The sequence below is a fragment of the Okeania sp. SIO3I5 genome (assembly GCF_010672085.1).
GTDB lineage: Bacteria > Cyanobacteriota > Cyanobacteriia > Cyanobacteriales > Microcoleaceae > Trichodesmium.
In genome coordinates this window covers 26,266-45,588 of the sequence record NZ_JAAHHT010000055.1, presented here as the reverse complement: position 1 = coordinate 45,588, position 19,323 = coordinate 26,266, and the positions used below count along the sequence as shown (strand labels likewise).

Here is a 19,323-nt window from a genome sequence, read left to right as displayed (position 1 = left end):
AAATTACATCTGCTGTAGCTAAGATTTTGTCAGCTTTCACCGTTAATAAGTCTGGGTCTCCAGGACCTGCTCCTACAATGTAGACTGCTGCTCTGAGACTTTCAATTTTGTTCATTAAACCTCTTGTAAAAATTTTAATTAAATCAATTTAAAGATATAGACAGTGCAAAGTTCCTAGAATAGCCATTGCTAGCAATGGCTATTAGCGTTCCCAAAGTTAGAAACCTTTATTCACTACTATATATACTGTAAGTATTTACCAGTAATACTTACAGTTAGACAAGTAAATCGTTTTTTAGAATAACTTTGTACTCTCCAGTGAAAGATATGAAATCAATAATTTCATCCCTCTATTCCCTATTTCCTATTCCCTGACTTCTGGAAGAAGTCTATTAATTTTCCGGGTATAAGTATCTATAGTTCAGATAAATAGAAAGGTAGATATAAGCTGATGTAGCCGTTAGTCAACCCGAGATTTTATGCCTAGTGCCGTGTCTAGACTAAAATTGTGGGTATTTGAGCGAGCAACGAGCGAAGACCTCTCCCCCCTGCCCCTCCCCCTCTTCTGCGAGCAGAGGGAATTTATCCCCCCCCTGCCCTCATCCCCCCTTTCAAAGCTATCCATTACCCACATCTTTCTTAACATAAATATTGACACGCATAGACAAGTTATGTATAGGTCTGGGAGCGGCTTTTTCCTGAGAAACAGTTTATTGAAACATACATTTTTTCGAGAAATGCAGACAAGATTCTTACGGACCATCCTCCCCATCCTCCCCATCCTCCCCACCCTCCCCACAAGGCTTTCAGGAGTTATGGGTAAGGGATAGCGCATCATCGGGGGGCAAGGGGGGATAGTTGTGGGGTTGGGGGGTTAGGTTCTTTAACTCACATTTTCTTTTTTTGACACGACACTAGAGCTTTTTTCATTTTTAAGAGTCGATCGCTTAGTTTGTTTCTTCAACTTCTGAGGGCAACACATCTGGCAAAGGTCGTTTCAGCAAATATAGCCACGCTAAACCTGCTAATCCCAACAAAATACCAGCTAAACTGACGAACTGGGCAATGCGTAATGGCCCTAACATTAAACTATCAGTCCGTAATCCTTCAATCCAAATCCGTCCACTACTATAAGCAGCCATATAAATCAGAAACAAAGTCCCTAATCTAAGTCGAGGTTTACCCCGCAAATCTCTAAAAAACAGAAATATTAATAATCCAAATACCATCAAATTCCATAAAGACTCATATAGAAAAGTGGGATGAAAATAATCAAAATTTACTAATTCCGGCGGACGATTTTCTGGCGGAATATATAACTTCCAAGGTAAATCAGTGGGACTGCCAAAAGCTTCTGAATTGAAAAAATTACCCCACCGCCCGATGGCTTGTCCTAAAATTAAAGAGGGAGCTACTAAGTCTGCTAACTGCCAGAAGGAGATTTTATTGAGTCTGGCAAAAATTAAAGCAGCGATCGCTCCACCAATAATTGCTCCATGAATTGCAATTCCTCCTTTCCAAATGGCGATCGCATCTATAGGATTTTGTTGATATTGTTCCCACTCAAAGAGAACATAGTACAAACGTGCTCCTGGAATTGCAGCTAATACTAACCAAACGACTAGATCGCCCAACAAATCAGGGTTAACATTACGAAGTTTAGCTAAGTATTGAGAAAGGGTGACACCGATTAACACTGCACTTGCAATTAAAAGTCCATACCAACGGATTGCCAAAGGCCCTAATTGGAAAATAATTGGGCCTGGAGAACTAAATTGAAAGGCTAAAGGCAATAAAGGAATCTCTACTGTCATGGATTTACATATAAAAATTTAGTTACATTTATAGTAGTTCTGATCGAGAGTGATATCAAATCCGTTGGCTTCAAAGTAATATAATTTCGTTGATCGTGATACGATGGGTAGGGACAAATGGCCATTCTCCCTACAATATAAACTATTATTTTTTATACTGAATAACACTGATGCTACTGGATTTGATATGAGGGCAAAGTTTAAGTTTTAGAGAACAGAAAAAAATCAAAAACCCTACAAAAAGATGCATCTGGAGCGCAAATGCTTAAAAAGATCTTCTCCAATTAATTTATGACCGCTATTTCTATCATTTTTACCAAAAAATCAGGTTCAAAGTCTCCCCTTTTCAGGGGATGAAAAAGCGGAGTTTGACCTAGGATGGGATGAATGGGTTACCTAACCAGATCCAATCGACCAAGAAAATATTCAATTCAGTATTTCAAGGCTTCGACTTAGTGGGTTGGTACTGATAACTGATGTAGTGACACTTTGCGCGTTGTGTCACTGCTGATTGATAATTAGAATGACCTTTTTTTCTTCAGTATTTATTCCAATTTCGGTCTCTCCTCTTCCCGGTACAGATAGCTTTATGTAAAGTATTGATACTTGATTTTTTACTACTTAAAAGTAATGGTTCTCTAACTAACACTACTATCCGTATTTGTTTAACTTTTATATTTTATTATGTATTTTGGCTGATCTAACTATGAACAAAAAAAATTTAGAAGAACATTACTCTAAACTAAAAATATGGTTAAAAATAAAACTAATAGGACTTAGGCAGAAAAACTCGGAAATCGGGTTTTTTCGTAGATGTCTATAATAAAAACAACAATTTATCATAAAAACCCGGTTTTTTTGCGTAAGTTCTGATTAATTGAGTATACCACAAAAGTTTTTGGTGTGTCGAGCAAACTTTATATATACCAAAACTTATCTCAGACTATTTAGAGTATTTTCAGTTTTAATCAACTTAATTTCAAATAAATTCTACAGTATTAATACTTAGTACAACTTTCAAGAATACCTTTTGAGTTTGATATATCAACAAATATCTAGATTTAATCTTTGTTTTATAAATCAATTCTTATTATAAAATTAAGAAATTAGAAATAATAACCAATATGTCTATATGTTGATTAAGATTGAAGAATATAAATTTAATTTTCGGGTAATGAAGAAATATATGGAAGTATTGCAAGAACAAATTATTGCTTTAAGTACAAAAGTTGAAGCAATATACGTCATTATTGAGCAACTCAATGACAAGCTATCAAATTACATAATTGTTGAGAAAGCAAATAAATATCAAGGTACAGAAATTGATTATAATCTGCAACAAACAAATGAACTTAAAGAAAAATATAATTTTTTCGATCCAGAGTTAGAACATAAGGATGTGTTAGTAGATGATAATTATTTGAATAAGAGTAGTCAAAATATTGATCGTGAATTAACATCAGAAATTCAAATTCAACGGTTAACAGCTCAGTTAACAGCAGCTTATAATCGAATTGCTGCTTTAGAAGAACAATTACTTTCAAAAAGAATTAAATCTTAAAAATAGAGAGTAATTCATTAATTATTAATTAATTATTACCTCTAGTTAAAACCGTAACGGAATTGAATATAAGGAAATATCCTAGGACTTTTTTTCTCTTGAAATAGAAGGCTTTATACCTTGATTTTTCAGTAATAGGGAAGATTAATTGATAATCTATGGATAACAATTGATTTGGTTTTTAATTTTTGGAGAAGTCTATTGGATTAATATTATATTGATATTGCTAATTTTTTATTCAAGAAATATAAAAGGTGCAAACAAATCTTCCACAGCTTTCAGCAATTGAGTTTGATTCCAATTTCTATATAAATGAGCAGCGATCGCACACCCTCCACAACCAACTCCTTCCTTAACATATCCCCTTTCATAAGCTTGTAGTTGAGGATAAGAAGACTCAGAAAAACTAAGTTGTGTCGCCATCAAAGGTACACAACCAATTTCTCGTGCTAACCCAACAGTATCTCCAGTTGGATCTTCAGCAACCCAGCGAGTTGTTCCGACTACAATATTCTCAGGTTGCCAAGCTAAAGACAAATTTTCTGCTAATGCTTGCATCAAAGCATAAACAGCCAACATTTGCGTTCCACCAGCTAACATTACCCCAAGCTTAAGACTTGCTGCCATTCCCATTCCTGCTACTACTATTTGCATCGGATCTCCCACTCCAGCAATTAATTTTAGAGGTTCTGACACCGGAAGCGCCGAATTAAAACGAGCAACGTGCAAACCCTGACGCACCACAGCCAACTTTTGATCGTGATTACATTGAGGATGACTGCTATTTACCTTACCGAGAGCAGCGATACCCAAACCTAATAAAACTGCTAAAGCGGTAGTTGTTCCTCCAACTACACATTCTCCCAAAATTACATAGCTATCTTTTGCTTCATTAGCTAACTTCTGACCCCAATAACCACCTATTTCTAATAAATGTTGAACTATTGCCATGTCTAAAGCATGACCAGAAGTTAAACAACGAGCAGGAGCGCCTCCCAAATCAATTGTTGGTACAGTTGGTTGATGGGTTAAACCAGCATTAAATAAATAAAGAGGAATATTCAGAGCATCAATAATTGCTTTTGTGATTAAAACTGGGGAAGCACCAGCGTTGAGGGGTGGTAATGGATATTGGGGTTTTGGTTGTAGACCATTATATAGAAATTCGACATCTGCTAAACAAGTATATTGGCGGTCTTTTGGTGTTGCTCCTGCTGCCGAAATTCCGGGAATTAGACCTGTATCTGTAAATCCTAAAGTACAGGCAAATATTGGTTTGTGGTCTCGATACTTTTGGAGCCAATTTTTTCCCTGTTGTACCTGGGTATAAACATGAATCATTATTCAGTTATCAGCTTTTTCAGTTATCAGTTATCAGCTTTTTCAGTTATCAGTGGCTTTGTTGTAATAGCCATAGAAAATCCGTTCCGCTTTTCGGTTGTCAGGGCCGACATGAAAGGTGAACCTAGTGGCTGCTATATCACCCTCTTTCGATCAGGACTTACGCAGCATTGCTATATATGGCGTATTGTTTGGTCAATATTCCCAATATTCCCACTATAATTAGTGCCCTTGCGTAAGTCCTGTCAATTATTGATGCTTTATTTATTGGCCAATAGTTAAATTGATAAAAGCCTTTACAGGTAATAGTTTCAGCCTTTTTTTAAGAAAGAAAAGAAAGAAAACTTTGATTTATTTATTGGACAATAGTTGTAAAAGTATGAAGTACATATGCTTGTCTATTGTGCGGTAGCTATATGTTTTCATACAACAAAGCCGTTATCAGTTATCAGCTTTTAGTTATGAGCTTTTAGTTATGAGCTTTTAGTTATAAATTATATCAAATTCGGTTATCAATAGTATGTTCTTTTTCAGAATCCTATCTTCCCACACCTCCCACACTATCAAAACCTCCCACACAGACCACGCCTCCCACAACTGCCACACTCCCTACTCCCTAATTAATCATAATCCAGCAAAATTTGTACCCATTTAGGAGGTCTAGGAATAGAATTTCCGATTCGATCTAGTAACAATAAAGCCACTAAATGTACAACAAATAAATAGATAATATTATTTATAAAAACCATAATTAAAGCCATCAGTTGAATTAATAACAAACTTGGTTGAGCTAATAATCCTAATTTGACAAATCCCCATTCTACTAATTCCGTAACTTGTGTGGTTAAGTAGATCCAGAGGTCTTGTCCTAACAAAATTGAAAGTAACCAAAATCGAAAAAAGAAACCTATAGAACCAAGTAGAGAACCTAAACCAATAGAAATAAACCAATTTCCGCCTCGCTTCCACACTGCTCCTAACATTACTCCCATCAAAGCAAAAGGAATCACAAATAAAATGCTGCGAGTTGGCCCCATAAGCACAGATAAAAGTAATCCTGATACTGTTGCGCCCATCCAAGATGCACGGTTTCCCCACCGCAAGTAAAGTAAGGCGGTTGGTATGGGGAAAAAAACCTTTAATAAAGGTCCCATAGGAAAATAATAGTTGATGAACCAAATCAAGCTGGCGGTACTAGCCAGAAAAGCTGTTTCTACTAGAACTAAAGGTTTATCTTCTCTGTGGGTTGATGGTTGTTTTTGATCTGAAGTTGTTTTCACAGAATTGGTTTTGATTTTTGGCTTTTAAGTTTTACAGGACCTACGAAATAATTAATAATTAATAATTAATAATTAAATAATTAAACTGTAAAGTTTCGTCAATAAAGGGGAAAAAAATTTATTTTTTTCTTTGATCTTCAATCCTTTCCCTAAAAGGGAGAGGTAATTATTAATTGTTAATTGTTAATTGCTGAAGCACCAAAAAAAGAAACCGGGTTTATTACCTTGATTATTGTTGTTATAACCAGGAAATTTAATTCCTAAAAAATAGTATTTACAGCAGTTTTAGAGTTAGTAAAGTACAAAGTTTTATTATCTTAGTACATGGGGAAAAGAGATTTAGAGATTAGTTTTGAAGTGTACCTCACCATCCTAAAAAGTGCTGTAAGTCATTCATTCTGACTTCTCACTTCTAACTTCTAACTCCTGACTCCTGACTCCTGACTTCTGACTTCTAAAAAATAGTATTTACAGCAGTTTTAGAGTTAGTAAAGTACAAAGTTTTATCATGTTAGTACATGGGGAAAAGAGATTTAGAGATTAGTTTTGAAGTGTACCTCACCATCCTAAAAAGTGCTGTAAGTAATTCATTATGACTCCTGACTTATGAATCTTGACTCCTTACTCCTGTCTCCTGTCTATTTACTCCTGTCTCCTGTCTCCTGTCTCCTGTCTCCTGTCTCCTGTCTCCTATTTTAAACAAGTGTACGTTCTAAAGCGTGGACGTCAGGTATACATAAGGTATCGCGATCGCGCTTAATTAATAATTTTTTCTCTAACTTTGCCAAGACTCTAGTCACTGTTTCTCTGGCCAAACCACTCAAACTACTTAGCTCTCTGTGAGGCAAATTAGGAATTTCTATTCCTTCTTGGGAATGTGTACCTTGGCCTTCTGCTAGAAATAGCAAGATATCTGCGACTCTTGCCTGAGCATCTGCTTCTCGTAATCTAAGTCGTCGATTCACTTGTCGTAAACGTCTGGCCATTAATTGAGCTAATCGGATTCCTGCAACGGGTTCGGTATGAATGAGGTGGGCAAAATCCTGAGCTGGCATATTACCAATTAATGTAGGAGCTAAAGTAATTACATCAGTAGAGCGAGGGACTTCATCTAAAGCTGCCATTTCACCAAATAATTCTCCTTTGCCCAAAATGTTCAGTGTTACTTCTTTACCATCTAAGTTATAGGTGCGAATCTTTACCCACCCATCTAAAATGAAATATACTGATGTTCCCCAATCATTTTCTAGTAAAATTACCTGATTGGGTGGATGTTGACGGCTGACCACATGAATAACTGCTTTTTCTAATGCCTCTTCTGGTAAACCCTCAAAAAATTGGGTGGACAGCATTAATTGTTTAACATTTGACTGGGGATCGCGATTGTGCCTATCTTCCATGAGGTTATCTGTTCTATTCATTGGGGCGGGAGATTTAGCCTAGTGGACTGACACTACTAAAACTGTGCATTTAGGGAGTAGGGGAGTAAGGGAGTAAGGGAGTAGGGGATTAGGTGAGTAGGTGAGTAGGGGAGTAGGGAACCCACCCGCGCGCCCAACGCACCCCCAACCCCTCCGAGGAGGGGAGCAGGAGGGGAAGATTGTTGTTGGGTTAAGGAACGAAACCCAGTAACCACTTACTTAATCTGTGCATCCATGCCATAATCTCTGTGAGCGCCTCAACCCAACCTACATCTGTTGCAGCATTTAAGGTGTGTCAGTCTACTAGAGGTAAATTATAAATTAATAATGAAAATCAATAGATTTTTGTAGAAAATTGGCTAAGTTAAGGAATTTGAAGGCCATAGGGTAACATATCGATGATTGTAGATTTTTGCTTTAGCAATGGCTGTATATGACTAGCAATACTGGGCAAATCTATCACTCAAACCAATTATCAATTAAAGATTGGGTTGAAAATTCCGCCTTAATTGGCTATATGTTTTTGGAGGGAGGCTTAAATCCCCGTTACAAAGACAACTTCTATACGTGGCCAACCTGACGGCTCTCCTATCTAACTTTTGACTTCCTTAATAAGGCCATTTTTGAGCTAAATATAGTGGTCGAGTATATCATAAATTATAAGTTTGTCAATAACTTTGAATATAAGTGATTTAGATGGTAGAGCAAACCTACTGATGTTAAATAATAAGTAAGTAGGTATGTAGGAACAAAGTCAAAAAGTCAAGTGGGTCTGAAGTCTCTTCCCTTCTGCCTTCTGCCTTTTGCCTTCCTCTAATAAATTTTAAGGTCTATCTACTTATTTGACTTAATCAGCAATATAATTTCAGCTACAACTGTAATAATATCGTGTTATTGTTACTATAAGATGACTATTATAACTTATATAGCTAAGAAAGAATTGGTTAGGACATAGACTAATGAGAAATCTTAGACTAGGAAATGTTTTTCCAACTGTTCCCAGTTAAGTGTTCCCTGCTATGGATAGAATCAAAGAATTAATTTTTGTAGTCAAATTTATCTTAGACTTGTAGCTATATCAGGAAAAAGAAAGGAAAGATTTGACAGGATTATACCCTTATAAGTTCTATAATTCTTACTTAAGGTGATTAAAGAGGTGGTACTTTTGAAGAAGCCGAATAACCGAATCCAAGCAATAATCCGTGAGATAGATGAGGTGCTAAATCAAGGTAGTACCCAAAGTTATCCTAAAATTATTGAAGAAACACTGAGAAAATCACAAAAGATACTACAGGAAACTTTAGAGTATTTGACTCAGGATCTAGATAAAAAAGCCAATCTACAGCTACTTTCTGTCGATCCATATTTAGCTTCGGAAGATACTATTGACCTTCAGATTGAACATTCACAACAGATAGAAGAGTTTCTGGCTCCTATTAACCAGTATATACAAGAAGATTTCACAATACTTGAACAACAACGACAAGCTCTGCAAGAAGAAATTAGGCAACTGGAAAAGCAAAGACAAGAAAATTATTCTTTGGCTCGACAATATGCTAAACAGGAGCAAATTATTTCAGAATTTTCTCAAGCTTTACTTGGTTCGGTACAAGAAACTTTGGTGGAACATTTGTCTCAATTAGCATCTCAATATTCATCTCCTGCTTGGGGTGGTTTATCTTCTAACAAAAATTTTTTGCCACAGATTATGGATGATTTTGAAAGTTCTGAGGTTATGAAGATTTCAGAGGATAAATTAGAGGAAGTTTCTAATGTGGAAAACTCTTATGTTAATGATTTCAAGGGTGATGATAGTGAGGAAAAAAGGCTGACTGAAGAAAATTATTTAGAAGACAATATTGCTACTAAAAATATTGATATGAAAAAGCTATCTCCTGAAATAAATGAATCAGATGATCCGATAGATCGAGTAGCATTGCCTTACCCTGGTTATGAGTTTATGACAAGACTAGATTCAGGAGCGAATACAACAGAAACAAAAAAAAAAATATCGAACTAGATAGGTCAAATAATCAAGAATCTTCTATCGAATATCCATCTAGTATTAATGAAAAGCAAGATTTGGAAATAGTTGAAGGCGCTCGCCAGGAAAATGAAAGTTCTCCTCAGTTAGAACCTCCTAGTTTTGAAGAGAGTTATAGAGAGAGCCAAAACTATGAGAATCAAGTTTTTTCGAGAGAAGATGAGGCACTGATAACTCCAGAATTAAAATTAGATGCATCAGAAAATAGAGAAAATTTAGACAATACTGAAAGTCTGGAATCTCTGAGCAATTTATTCGGAAAGTTAGAGGTGGATAAAGGGGGAACTGAACAATTAATAACTACTAATGAAAATCAACAAAATTCCACAAATTTAACGGTTAAAGTCGAGTCAGATTTAACAGAAGAATCAGAAGAAAAGACATATATTCAGGCACCTATAACACAAAGTTTATTGCCTGTAGAAGAATTTGATGAAAAACCAGATGAATTATTATTGGATAGTCAAACTCTACAACATTTGCGTTCTGATTTAGAAAGTTTGGAGGAAATTGATGTGGATGAGTTAATAGATGATCCGGGACAAACTCAATTACAATTAGGAGAAGAATATCAGGATATAGATTCAACAGAAAATACTCCTGATTTGTTGGAGAGTGGTTTTGCTATTACTTCTGAAGAGGAAGTTACTAATTTAGAGAATTTATTTGTGAATGTTGATGATGTTTCAGAAAGAACAATTGCAAGTAATCAGGAAAATATTTCTAGTTCAGTTAAAAGTACAGATAATGAGCTAACTTTAGAAGATATTTTGGATGACTTGACTCCGGCAACAGAAGATGAAGAAGAATTAAGAGAAACAGAAAATCGGGAATTTTTAGCTCTAGAAAGTCTACTTCAAGACGAATCAAATTCTGAAAAAAAAATTTGAGTTTATTACTAATGGAAGCTAATATAACAACACCTCAAATAAGTTCACTATGGTATTTAGGAATTGACTTTGGTACTACTGGTATTTCTGCTGCATTATTTAATCGGAACAGTGGGGAAATTTATCCTATTTATTGGGAATTGGTGGGAGCTAGACCAGAATTAGATATTCCTGGCATTAATCAAGAATTTACTCTCTCTACAAAAACTGTTAAAACTGATTTTAATTCTATCGAAAGAATATATAGGCTCCCATCAATTGTTTATTTAGCTCAAAAGTTGGCAGTATCTGATCAAGAACGGGAGGAAATTATTGCCGAAAAACCTTTATTACTAGAAAATTTTAAGCCGAGTTTAAAGGTTACTATTCCTTACATTTCACTTAAATTTAAAAAGCAAAAATTAGCAGAAAAATCAGAGGAATCTTTGATAATAGCTCCTAATTTTTCTCCTGCAACTACTCATCAACCTGTTTTACAATGGTCTGAAAAACATCAGGTTCCTCTCAGTTTGGTTAAACAAGGGTTGGTGACTTTATTAATGACTTTTAACCCTCAAGGTAATTTCCAAAATTCTATTTCTCTGATTGAAAAAGATACTCAAACAACGGTTATTACTAATAATTATGTTTGTGGTGCGGTGGGATTAGAACATGAAGTTTTTGTCTCAGCTTTGGCACAATTAAAATCTGTAATTATGGGTTCTCTGGCAAATTGGCCTGAAGCTTATCGCTTTAATCTTCGGGAGGCGGTTTTAGATGCAGGTTTGGTTAAAAATGTCAATCAAGTAGTTGTGATTGAGGATGCGATCGCTACGGCTTTATCAGAGTTAGTTTCAGTAACGGAAACTACAGAAAATTATGCTATTTCAGGGTATAGAAAGGACGCGATTTTAATTGTGAATGTGGGGGCAACTACGACAGAGTTGGCCTTGGTGAGTTTGCCGGAAAATGGGCAAAGTTTGACTTCTTCTAATTTCCATTGTCATAGTTTTGCTTATGGAGGTCATGCTTTGGATCAAGATATTATTTGTCAACTTTTACTAGAGGATGACAATGTGGCGGTTGTGACTGAAAATCAAGAAGATTGGGATAAATCGGGTCAATTATGGCCACGAGCTGGTTGTCCAGATTTGTCAATTAGGTATCAGTTACAGCAGTGGTTACAAAGTTCGTCTTATAGGCAAGAGTTATTAGTAACAGCTCGTAATTTAAAGGTTATTTTGCCGTCGGAAAAAGAGTTTACTTTGAGTATTGGCGATCGCGTCAGGTATTTACAAGAAAAGGATTTGGAAGGTAAGGTATTGGCACCTTTTGTTAAACAGTTAAATCAAGAGTTGAATAATTTTTTGAGTAAGGTGGGAATATCTCCTGTGGGAATTAGTCGCGCTATTTGTACTGGGGGTAGTGGTTGTTGGGAGGCGATCGCTCGTTGGTTACGTCAAAAGTTACCGAATGCAATTATTGTACAGGATGGAAAAGTTGAGTCGGAAAATGTAGATTTAGGGGGAAAAAATGAGGAGGGATTGGATAATTGTTTGTCTGAGATGGAGGATATTAGATTAACTATTGGTAGAGTTGCTTATGGTTTGGCTATTTTACCTCTCTATCCACAAATTGTAGATATAGGTAGAGAACAATACAATGATTATTTTTTGCTTTGGGAGATTTTGCAGGTTTTTTCTGATTATCCTTTGTCTGTGAAGGAGGTTTTTCAATTGTTGGAAAAACGAGGGATTAATACTCGTGTTTGCCAAGAAAAAATTCGGGATATTTTAGGGGGGAAGTTGCCTCTTGGTTTAATTCCTTCTCAGGAAGATTTGATGTTGTTAAGTGAGGTTTCTCAACAAAATGATGATTATCAAAATTTGAAAAGAAAGGCTCTTTTTGATCGGGAAATTGAGAGTAATAAATATGAATTGAATTATGAACAAGCAGAGCATGTACGAGAATATTTAAGTAAGCTGATTGCTAGTAGTAGGCAGAAGTTAGAAGAACCTTTGCTGAAGAGAATTTAGAATTTAGAATTCAGAATTTAGAATTCAGAATTGAAAATTGAGAATTAATGAAATTGCTTTAGAGAATTTAGAATTCAGAATTTAGAATTCTGAACTGAAAATTGAGAATTTATCAGAATTTAGAATTCAGAATTTAGAATTGAAAATTGGGAATTGAGAATTAACGAAATTGCTACTCAATGAAAGTGCTTTAGAGAATTTAGAATTCAGAATTTAGAATTTAGAATTAATGAAATTGCTATTAATCAAAGTTCTTTTTTGTAATAATAAAAAATCCGGTTATGCTTTGAATTTTGAATTTCTAATTTTGAATTTTGAATTGAAATTATGTTTTAAATTTTGAGTTCAGGACTTAGGCAGAGACACTATATATAGCGTCATATAGAGTTCAAAAACTATAACGTTATAAATATGTAGTGTTTAGAACTCAAAAATGCGTAAGTCATGGAATTGTTAAATAAAATTTTTTTTTAAATTTCTAATTTTGAATTTTGAATTGAAATTATGTTTTAAATTTTCAATTCAGGACTGAGGCAGAAACACTATATATAGCGTCATATAGGGTTCAAAAACTATAACGTTATAAATATGTAGTGTTTAGAACTCAAAAATGCGTAAGTCATGGAATTGTTAAATAAAATTTTTTTTTAAATTTCTAATTTTGAATTTTGAATTGAAATTATGTTTGGAATTTGGAATTCAGGACTGAGGCAGAGACACTACATATAGCGTCATATAGGGTTCAAAAACTATAACGTTATAAATATGTAGTGTTTAGAACTCAAAAATGCGTAAGTCCTGGAATTGTTAAATCAAATTTTTTTTAAATTTATAATTTTAAATTTTGAATTGAAATTATGTTTGGAATTTGGAATTCAGGACTGAGGCAGAGACACTACATATAGCGTCATATAGGGTTCAAAAACTATAACGTTATAAATATGTAGTGTTTAGAACTCAAAAATGCGTAAGTCCTGGAATTGTTAAATCAAATTTTTTTTGAATTTCTAATTTTGAATTTTGAATTTTTAAATTGATTTTTTCGTCCACTTGACAGGGATGAAATGAAAAAGTTAGTATATTTTCAGTTAAGAACTTCAAAAAATAAATAGTAGTGTGTTTTTAGTCATTTCTTATTTGTTAAGGATGGCTAAGAGGTGGTTTTCTATCTTTGCATGGAACCCCACATACGCACCTCGAAGAATCGCTGAAACACTGATTATTTCGTTGAACTGCGTATGTGCCTTGCTAGGAGCGGGTTTGAGGCTCATCATTTTGGCCAAATTAGCCTTGTTGATGGGAAAATCAAAGGGGTTGGTATTTTGGGGTATCTGAAACCCTTGCCACGTCGTACTTCTGGATCGGAACTCTCTGGAAACCCTAATCCCTATTTAGGGATTGAAACAATATTCCCTTATTCTCTATCAAGAAAATTCCCTTACCTCTGGAAACCCTAATCCCTATTTAGGGATTGAAACATTCCGTAGGCAAAAAGCCACCATAGCGTTATAAAAAAACTCTGGAAACCCTAATCCCTATTTAGGGATTGAAACAAGAACTAAACTAGATAAAACTTTCATAATTGATTCACGATTCTCTGGAAACCCTAATCCCTATTTAGGGATTGAAACTTTTTAGTCTCCTGCCCGATGGCGGGAAGAGAAACTAAAGAAAACTCTGGAAACCCTAATCCCTATTTAGGGATTGAAACTTTTTGCAATTTCTTCTTGCCCTTCCACGATTGCTTTCTCTGGAAACCCTAATCCCTATTTAGGGATTGAAACGCTATAAGGGTCGCCGCCGTGAAATGTTGGCGAAGCTACTCTGGAAACCCTAATCCCTATTTAGGGATTGAAACTTTACGGAGAGGAAATAGCGATTCTAAGTAATCACCAGATTCTGGAAACCCTAATCCCTATTCCCTATTCCCTATTCCCTATTCCCTGACTTCTGCAAGAAGTCTAATAAATAAATCAAACATCGATCTTTGATATAAAAAAGGCTGAAACTTATACCTGGAAAGGGTTTTAGATGTTTAACTATTGGCAAATAAATGAATCAAACATCAATCTTTTCTTTCTTTGATATAAAAAAGGCTGAAACTTATACCTGGAAAGGCTTTTAGCCATTTAACTATTGGCCAATAAATGAATCAAACATCAATCTTTTCTTTCTTTGATATAAAAAAGGCTGAAACTTATACTTGGAAAGGCTTTGAGCGGTTTAACTATTGGCCAATAAATGAATCAAACATCAATAATCTGAAAGAGGGTGATATAGCTGCCACTAGGTTCACCTTTCATGTCGGGGACAACCGAAAAGCGGAACGGATTTTCTATGGCTATTACAACAAAGCCTTTAGGGATTGAAACGTTGAAAAGTTTTGAGGTAATTATCCATTATCCATTATCCATCATCCATATCTAGCAACTCGTCATTAAACAACGTTACAAAGATGCAGTTAAAAGGGAGCCAGAAAAATGATACAAGAGCAAATTTTTGAAGAAAGTAGTGGTAATGTATTTTCCGATCTAGGTTTTGACAATGCTGACGAACTTTTTACACGAGGAAAAATAGCTATTCAGGTAATACGTTTGTTGAAACAAAGAAATCTTAAACAGATTGAAATTAGTGAAATTCTCGGTATTTCCCAACCAGAAGTATCTCATTTGTTGAATGGAGAATTTCAAAAGTTTAGTGAAGGAAAACTACTGAATTTTCTCAAACGACTTGACATAGAAATCACATTACAGTTTCGTTCTCGTAATGGAAAACAAGATATTGAGACAGCAATTACCCTTTGATATTAAATCCAGATAATTATCGCCTGCGTCATTGCGACTGGAACGGAGTGGAAGGAAGCAATCTCAGAGGTTTACGGAGATTGCGTCGCTGCCGCTCGCAATGACGAGTGTTCAATCGGATTCTTATGATATAGCAATTCCCATAGTGATGAAGCACATTTACAATCCCCCTAAATCCCCCTTTCCAAGGGGGACTTTGAAGACTCCCCCCTTTCAAAGGGGGGCAGGGGGGATACAATCCAATCGCAATGACGAGTGTTCAACCGGATTCTTATGATATAGCAATTCCCATAGTGATGAAGCACATTTACAATCCCCCTAAATCCCCCTTTCCAAGGGGGACTTTGAAGACTCCCCCCTTTCAAAGGGGGGCAGGGGGGGATATAATCCAATCGCAACGACGAGTGTTCGATCGGATTCTTATGATAGAGCAATTCCCAAAGTTATGAGGCACATTGATAATCCCCCTAAATCCCCCTTTCCAAGGGGGACTTTGAAGACTCCCCCCTTTCAAAGGGGGGCAGGGGGGATACAATCCAATCGCAATGACGAGTGTTCAACCGGATTCTTATGATAGAGCAATTCCCAAAGTTGTGAGGCAAATTTACAATCCCCCTAAATCCCCCTTGGAAAGGGGGACTTTGAAGGCTTTCCCCTCGCACAGTTATGAGGCACATGACTCCTCCTAAAACACTTCCTCCTCCTGACTCCTGACTCCTGACTCCTGACTCCTCCTAAAACACTCCCTACTCCCCACAACTAGAACTATCAAAATCAAACTCATACTGATACAACTTAGAATCATCATTACTATCAAACGACTCCTTATTTACCGCATCCAAAGCAGCTCGATCCAACGTTGGAGAACCACTTTCTAACAACAATTTCGGTTCCTTACTAATACTACCATCTGGATTAACCAACACCCCCACGGTAGCTTTACCTTCCAACTTTTCCTCGCAAGCAGTTTCCGGATAAACATTAGAAATAACTTTCGGTTGAGTCAAACTTTCTTCACCTACCCCTAATTCTATCGCCCACTGCATATAAGCACCAACGGCACCTAAAGCTATTTCCCTTGACTCGGACTCCTGATTAACCGGAGCATTTGTTCGCTTTTTCTCTTGTAATTCTTGCAACAGCGAACCCTTAAATTCTCTAAGCGGTTGTAGTGAAGGGGAAGGTTTAGGAGTAGGAGCAACAGCAGGCGTTACTTTTACCTCCGGTGCAGGTGCTTTTGTTTCTTCTAAAGTAGCAGCAGCTAATTTTTCTTCAGTTTTAGGAGATGGTTTAGGAACTGGTGCAACTTCCGTAACCTTTTGTTGTGGCGATCGCTCCAATTTTGCCAACAATGAACCTTTAAACTCTTTGGGTTTTTCAGGAGTTGGAGAAGGTTTAGGATCAGCAACAACAGGAGGTGTTTCGGGTTGAGATTTTTGAGTTGGAGTTGGTGAGGGAGCGGTGAAAACTGTCTTTTGTTGTTGTTTTGCTTCCTCCGCTAGATCTTGAATAGTCTTTCCTTCCCGTAGTTGTCTGACTATGGGTGCTTCTGACAACCGATTTTTTTTCGTCGGATCTGGAGGTAAGGGAGTCTTTTGTGGTTGAGTACCAGTATTATTTTCTTTGACAGCAACAGCATTTTGATTATTAACTTTATCTTGGTAACGTTGTGGAGGCAACGTTAAATTTGCTGTGTATGATTTTCTGGAATTTTCAGCGACAGAAGTTTGATCATTAGGATCTATCTCCAGAGTAGGACGACGAGATAAACCTGAGTCATAGACTTCATCTGTCAAATTCAAACTTTTCCTAATTTGATATTCATCTATTTGACTTTGGTTTGGATCTGGTGGTGGTTCAACCTGAAATATATCTATAGGTTGACGGTTTCTACTAGGTAATGGAACTGGAGATACTGGTGTCACTGGTAATAGCGATCGCCCTGGTATAGATGGATAATTGTAGGAAAATTCTGTCGGAGCAGAATTTCTAGGCAACCTGGAAACGGAAGGAGTGGAAAAAGAGGATGAAGTGTTAGAGTCTTGGGGTGGTAATTTTGGTAAATTGTAGTCTGAAGGATCTACTGGTATGCTGGGCAATTCCGAAGCAGGAGATTGAGAAAAAGTCGGTACTTGAGCTGAAGTTGGCGGTGCAATAGGAGAAAAGTTTCCTGGTATTGGTACTGTAGAGAAAGTAATTTCTGGTTCTTCTGGTTGGGGGAGAAGTTCCAGTTGTTCTGGCGTTAATTCTATTAATCCTACTGTTGGTGGTAATTTAGCTTTCTCAGAAAAAAGAGAAAGTTTTGGTAAATTAATTCCTAAAATAGCATGAATAATCACAGAACTAAAAAGTGCTATCCATATTGGTTGACGGATGGAATCTGTGAAAGAAGATTTTTCAAAAGATTGATCTAAGTCTAGGGAGGAAAAATCAGACATATTGGGAAATTCCTATATATAAAATATAAAGTTCAGCAATTAATAATTAGTAATTAATAATTATTCGGTAAAATTTTAGGGTTGGACAAATACGGGATAATTTGATTATAAGTCAGAAGGCGGAAATCCGGAGGCAGAAGTCATAAGGCAGAAGGCAGAAATTACATTCTTGCTCTGATTATATATTGAGAAGAGCGAGAATGTCTGCCCCAGTCATTTCAGTTATCAGTTATCAGTTATCAGTTATCAGTTATTAGTTATCAGTTATCAGTACCTCTCTCTACCTGTTTGCTCCGCATGACCTAGGAAAGTATTGGGATTGAAATATTGTTGGGCAAAAAAATTACTCCTGTGCTTCCCTACTCCCCTACTCCCCTACTCCCCTACTCCCCCGCTCCCCTAATCCTTAACAGGACTTACGCAAAATATCAAATTGTACGCTATATGTAGGGGCGAACGGCCGTTCGCCCCTACTAGATACGGTGGTTATGCGTAAGTCCTGCTTAAAAAAGACTTTTTCAGCAAACCCTATTTATTTCTATTTAGGGCTTGCTGGTTAAATCTCAAAGCATTTACAGATAAAGGTTTTAGCCTTTTTAGGTATTTTAAAGAGTACCTAGTTTTTAGCTCTTGATGCTCAAAAAATTAGCATTTTTGGCGCATTGTTGGGCAAAAAAATTACTCCTCTGCTCCTCTAATCCCGTACGGACGTTTAGCTAAAGCACAACTTTCCTAAGGTCATGCTCCGCAAACGTTAACGCTGCGCGACATGTTTGCGGAGCATTCCGGAACGGAAAACGCATTTTTGTTATGCAACGTCCCTACCTGCTCCCCTACTTCCCTACTCCCCCGCTCCCCCGCTCCCCTTCAGCAAACCCTATTTATTTCTATTTAGAGCTTGCTGATTAAATCTCAAAGCATTTATTGATAAAGGTTTTAGCCTTTTTAGGTATTTTAAAGAGTACCTAGTTTTTAGCTCTTGATGCTCAAAAAATTAGCATTTTTGGCGCATTGTTGGGCAAAAAAATTACTCCTCTGCTCCCCCGCTCCCCTACCCCCCTACTCCCCTACTCCCCTACTCCCCCGCTCCCCTACTCCCCTACTCCCCTACTCTCATGATTTAGCAATACGAAATTTTAGTTGATAATTTAACAACAAAGAGATTTAGTCAAATTCAGGATTTTTTGTCAAACATTTCACAAAAAATAGAGTAGTACCATCTTTCTCAAATAGTGCAAAAAATAATTGAGAATATCCAATTCCTAGTACCATTTTTTGAACTTTCAATTATCAATAAAATTAGTGTAATTTGAGGCAGAGACAATAAAGTCTCCATCAATGAATTATTTAGGTTGTTAGTTGTACCTTTTTTTGGCGTTGCTGATTTTAGGTATGAAATTCCCAAATTTATAATGTGATTTTCAGATCTATTTACCGAAAAATAAAGGTTGAGAGCCTCTCCTTTCAAGGAGAAAAGAAAAAAATTCCTTTTAACCAATCCTTCTATTACAGAAGAGGTAATTAATAATTATTAATTAATAATTATTAATTATTAATTATTGAACCTAGTTCCTGTTGCGGAAAAAGTTCCTTTATAGCTCCTGACTCTTAACTCCTGACTTCTCAATTCTGTAAAATTATACTTTTATTTAGCAACGCCTTATACCTTTTTTTTACCAGATATTACAGATTTTTAGTAAAAGTAATTTTGGCAA

General features: G+C 36.2%; 13 protein-coding genes and 1 CRISPR repeat array. Of the genes, 6 read left to right on the top strand and 7 right to left on the bottom strand.

Annotated features, from left to right (window positions below):
- Both F6K40_RS15045 and lgt read right to left on the bottom strand, forming a co-directional pair.
- Nucleotides 1–115: SAM-dependent methyltransferase (locus F6K40_RS15045; protein ID WP_293137164.1), on the bottom strand; the 115-nt coding region annotated here is incomplete at its 3' end.
- An 832-nt stretch (nucleotides 116–947) separates the two neighbouring features.
- Nucleotides 948–1,814 carry a prolipoprotein diacylglyceryl transferase gene (gene lgt / locus F6K40_RS15040; protein WP_293137160.1) on the bottom strand — a complete coding sequence of 289 codons (867 nt, stop codon included), beginning with the start codon at nucleotides 1,812–1,814 and terminating at the stop codon, nucleotides 948–950.
- Nucleotides 1,815–2,946: 1,132 nt separating this feature from the next.
- On the opposite strand from lgt, the gene F6K40_RS15035 reads away from it, so the two are divergent.
- Complete coding sequence (locus F6K40_RS15035; RefSeq protein WP_293137158.1) at nucleotides 2,947–3,375, top strand: hypothetical protein; 429 nt, start codon at nucleotides 2,947–2,949, stop codon at nucleotides 3,373–3,375.
- A gap of 234 nt (nucleotides 3,376–3,609) precedes the next feature.
- On the opposite strand, the gene cobT is transcribed toward F6K40_RS15035, so the two are convergent.
- The 4 genes from cobT to F6K40_RS15015 all read right to left on the bottom strand — a co-directional run bounded on the left by cobT (nucleotide 3,610) and on the right by F6K40_RS15015 (nucleotide 7,396).
- Nucleotides 3,610–4,716 carry a nicotinate mononucleotide-dependent phosphoribosyltransferase CobT gene (cobT, locus tag F6K40_RS15030; protein ID WP_293137156.1) on the bottom strand — a complete coding sequence of 369 codons (1,107 nt, stop codon included), beginning with the start codon at nucleotides 4,714–4,716 and terminating at the stop codon, nucleotides 3,610–3,612.
- A 483-nt stretch (nucleotides 4,717–5,199) separates the two neighbouring features.
- Nucleotides 5,200–5,322, bottom strand: coding sequence for a hypothetical protein (locus F6K40_RS15025; protein ID WP_293137154.1), 123 nt, complete (start codon nucleotides 5,320–5,322; stop codon nucleotides 5,200–5,202).
- A gap of 14 nt (nucleotides 5,323–5,336) precedes the next feature.
- Entirely contained in the window at nucleotides 5,337–5,996 is a 660-nt protein-coding gene (locus tag F6K40_RS15020; protein WP_293137152.1) for a DUF2232 domain-containing protein, read from the bottom strand.
- Between the two features lie 695 nt (nucleotides 5,997–6,691).
- Nucleotides 6,692–7,396, bottom strand: coding sequence for a Crp/Fnr family transcriptional regulator (locus F6K40_RS15015; protein ID WP_293137162.1), 705 nt, complete (start codon nucleotides 7,394–7,396; stop codon nucleotides 6,692–6,694).
- A gap of 1,186 nt (nucleotides 7,397–8,582) precedes the next feature.
- On the opposite strand from F6K40_RS15015, the gene F6K40_RS15010 reads away from it, so the two are divergent.
- From F6K40_RS15010 to F6K40_RS14990, 5 genes are all read left to right on the top strand, one after another.
- Nucleotides 8,583–9,437, top strand: a complete 855-nt coding sequence (locus F6K40_RS15010; RefSeq protein WP_293137150.1) for a hypothetical protein — start codon at nucleotides 8,583–8,585, stop codon at nucleotides 9,435–9,437.
- Between the two features lie 62 nt (nucleotides 9,438–9,499).
- Entirely contained in the window at nucleotides 9,500–10,351 is an 852-nt protein-coding gene (locus F6K40_RS15005; protein WP_293137148.1) for a hypothetical protein, read from the top strand.
- Between the two features lie 11 nt (nucleotides 10,352–10,362).
- Nucleotides 10,363–12,366 (top strand): acetate and sugar kinases/Hsc70/actin family protein, encoded by a 2,004-nt coding sequence (locus F6K40_RS15000; protein ID WP_293137146.1) that lies wholly within the window; start codon nucleotides 10,363–10,365, stop codon nucleotides 12,364–12,366.
- Nucleotides 12,367–13,735: 1,369 nt separating this feature from the next.
- Nucleotides 13,736–14,224: a CRISPR direct-repeat array (repeat unit 36 nt; unit sequence CTCTGGAAACCCTAATCCCTATTTAGGGATTGAAAC).
- A gap of 289 nt (nucleotides 14,225–14,513) precedes the next feature.
- On the top strand, nucleotides 14,514–14,735 hold the full coding sequence (locus F6K40_RS14995; RefSeq protein WP_293137144.1) for a hypothetical protein: 222 nt from the start codon (nucleotides 14,514–14,516) through the stop codon (nucleotides 14,733–14,735).
- A 111-nt stretch (nucleotides 14,736–14,846) separates the two neighbouring features.
- Complete coding sequence (locus tag F6K40_RS14990) at nucleotides 14,847–15,170, top strand: helix-turn-helix domain-containing protein (RefSeq protein ID WP_293137142.1); 324 nt, start codon at nucleotides 14,847–14,849, stop codon at nucleotides 15,168–15,170.
- A 746-nt stretch (nucleotides 15,171–15,916) separates the two neighbouring features.
- Here the strand turns inward: F6K40_RS14990 and F6K40_RS14985 are convergent.
- Entirely contained in the window at nucleotides 15,917–17,608 is a 1,692-nt protein-coding gene (locus F6K40_RS14985) for a TonB family protein (protein ID WP_293137140.1), read from the bottom strand.
- Nucleotides 17,609–19,323: the final 1,715 nt, after the last annotated feature.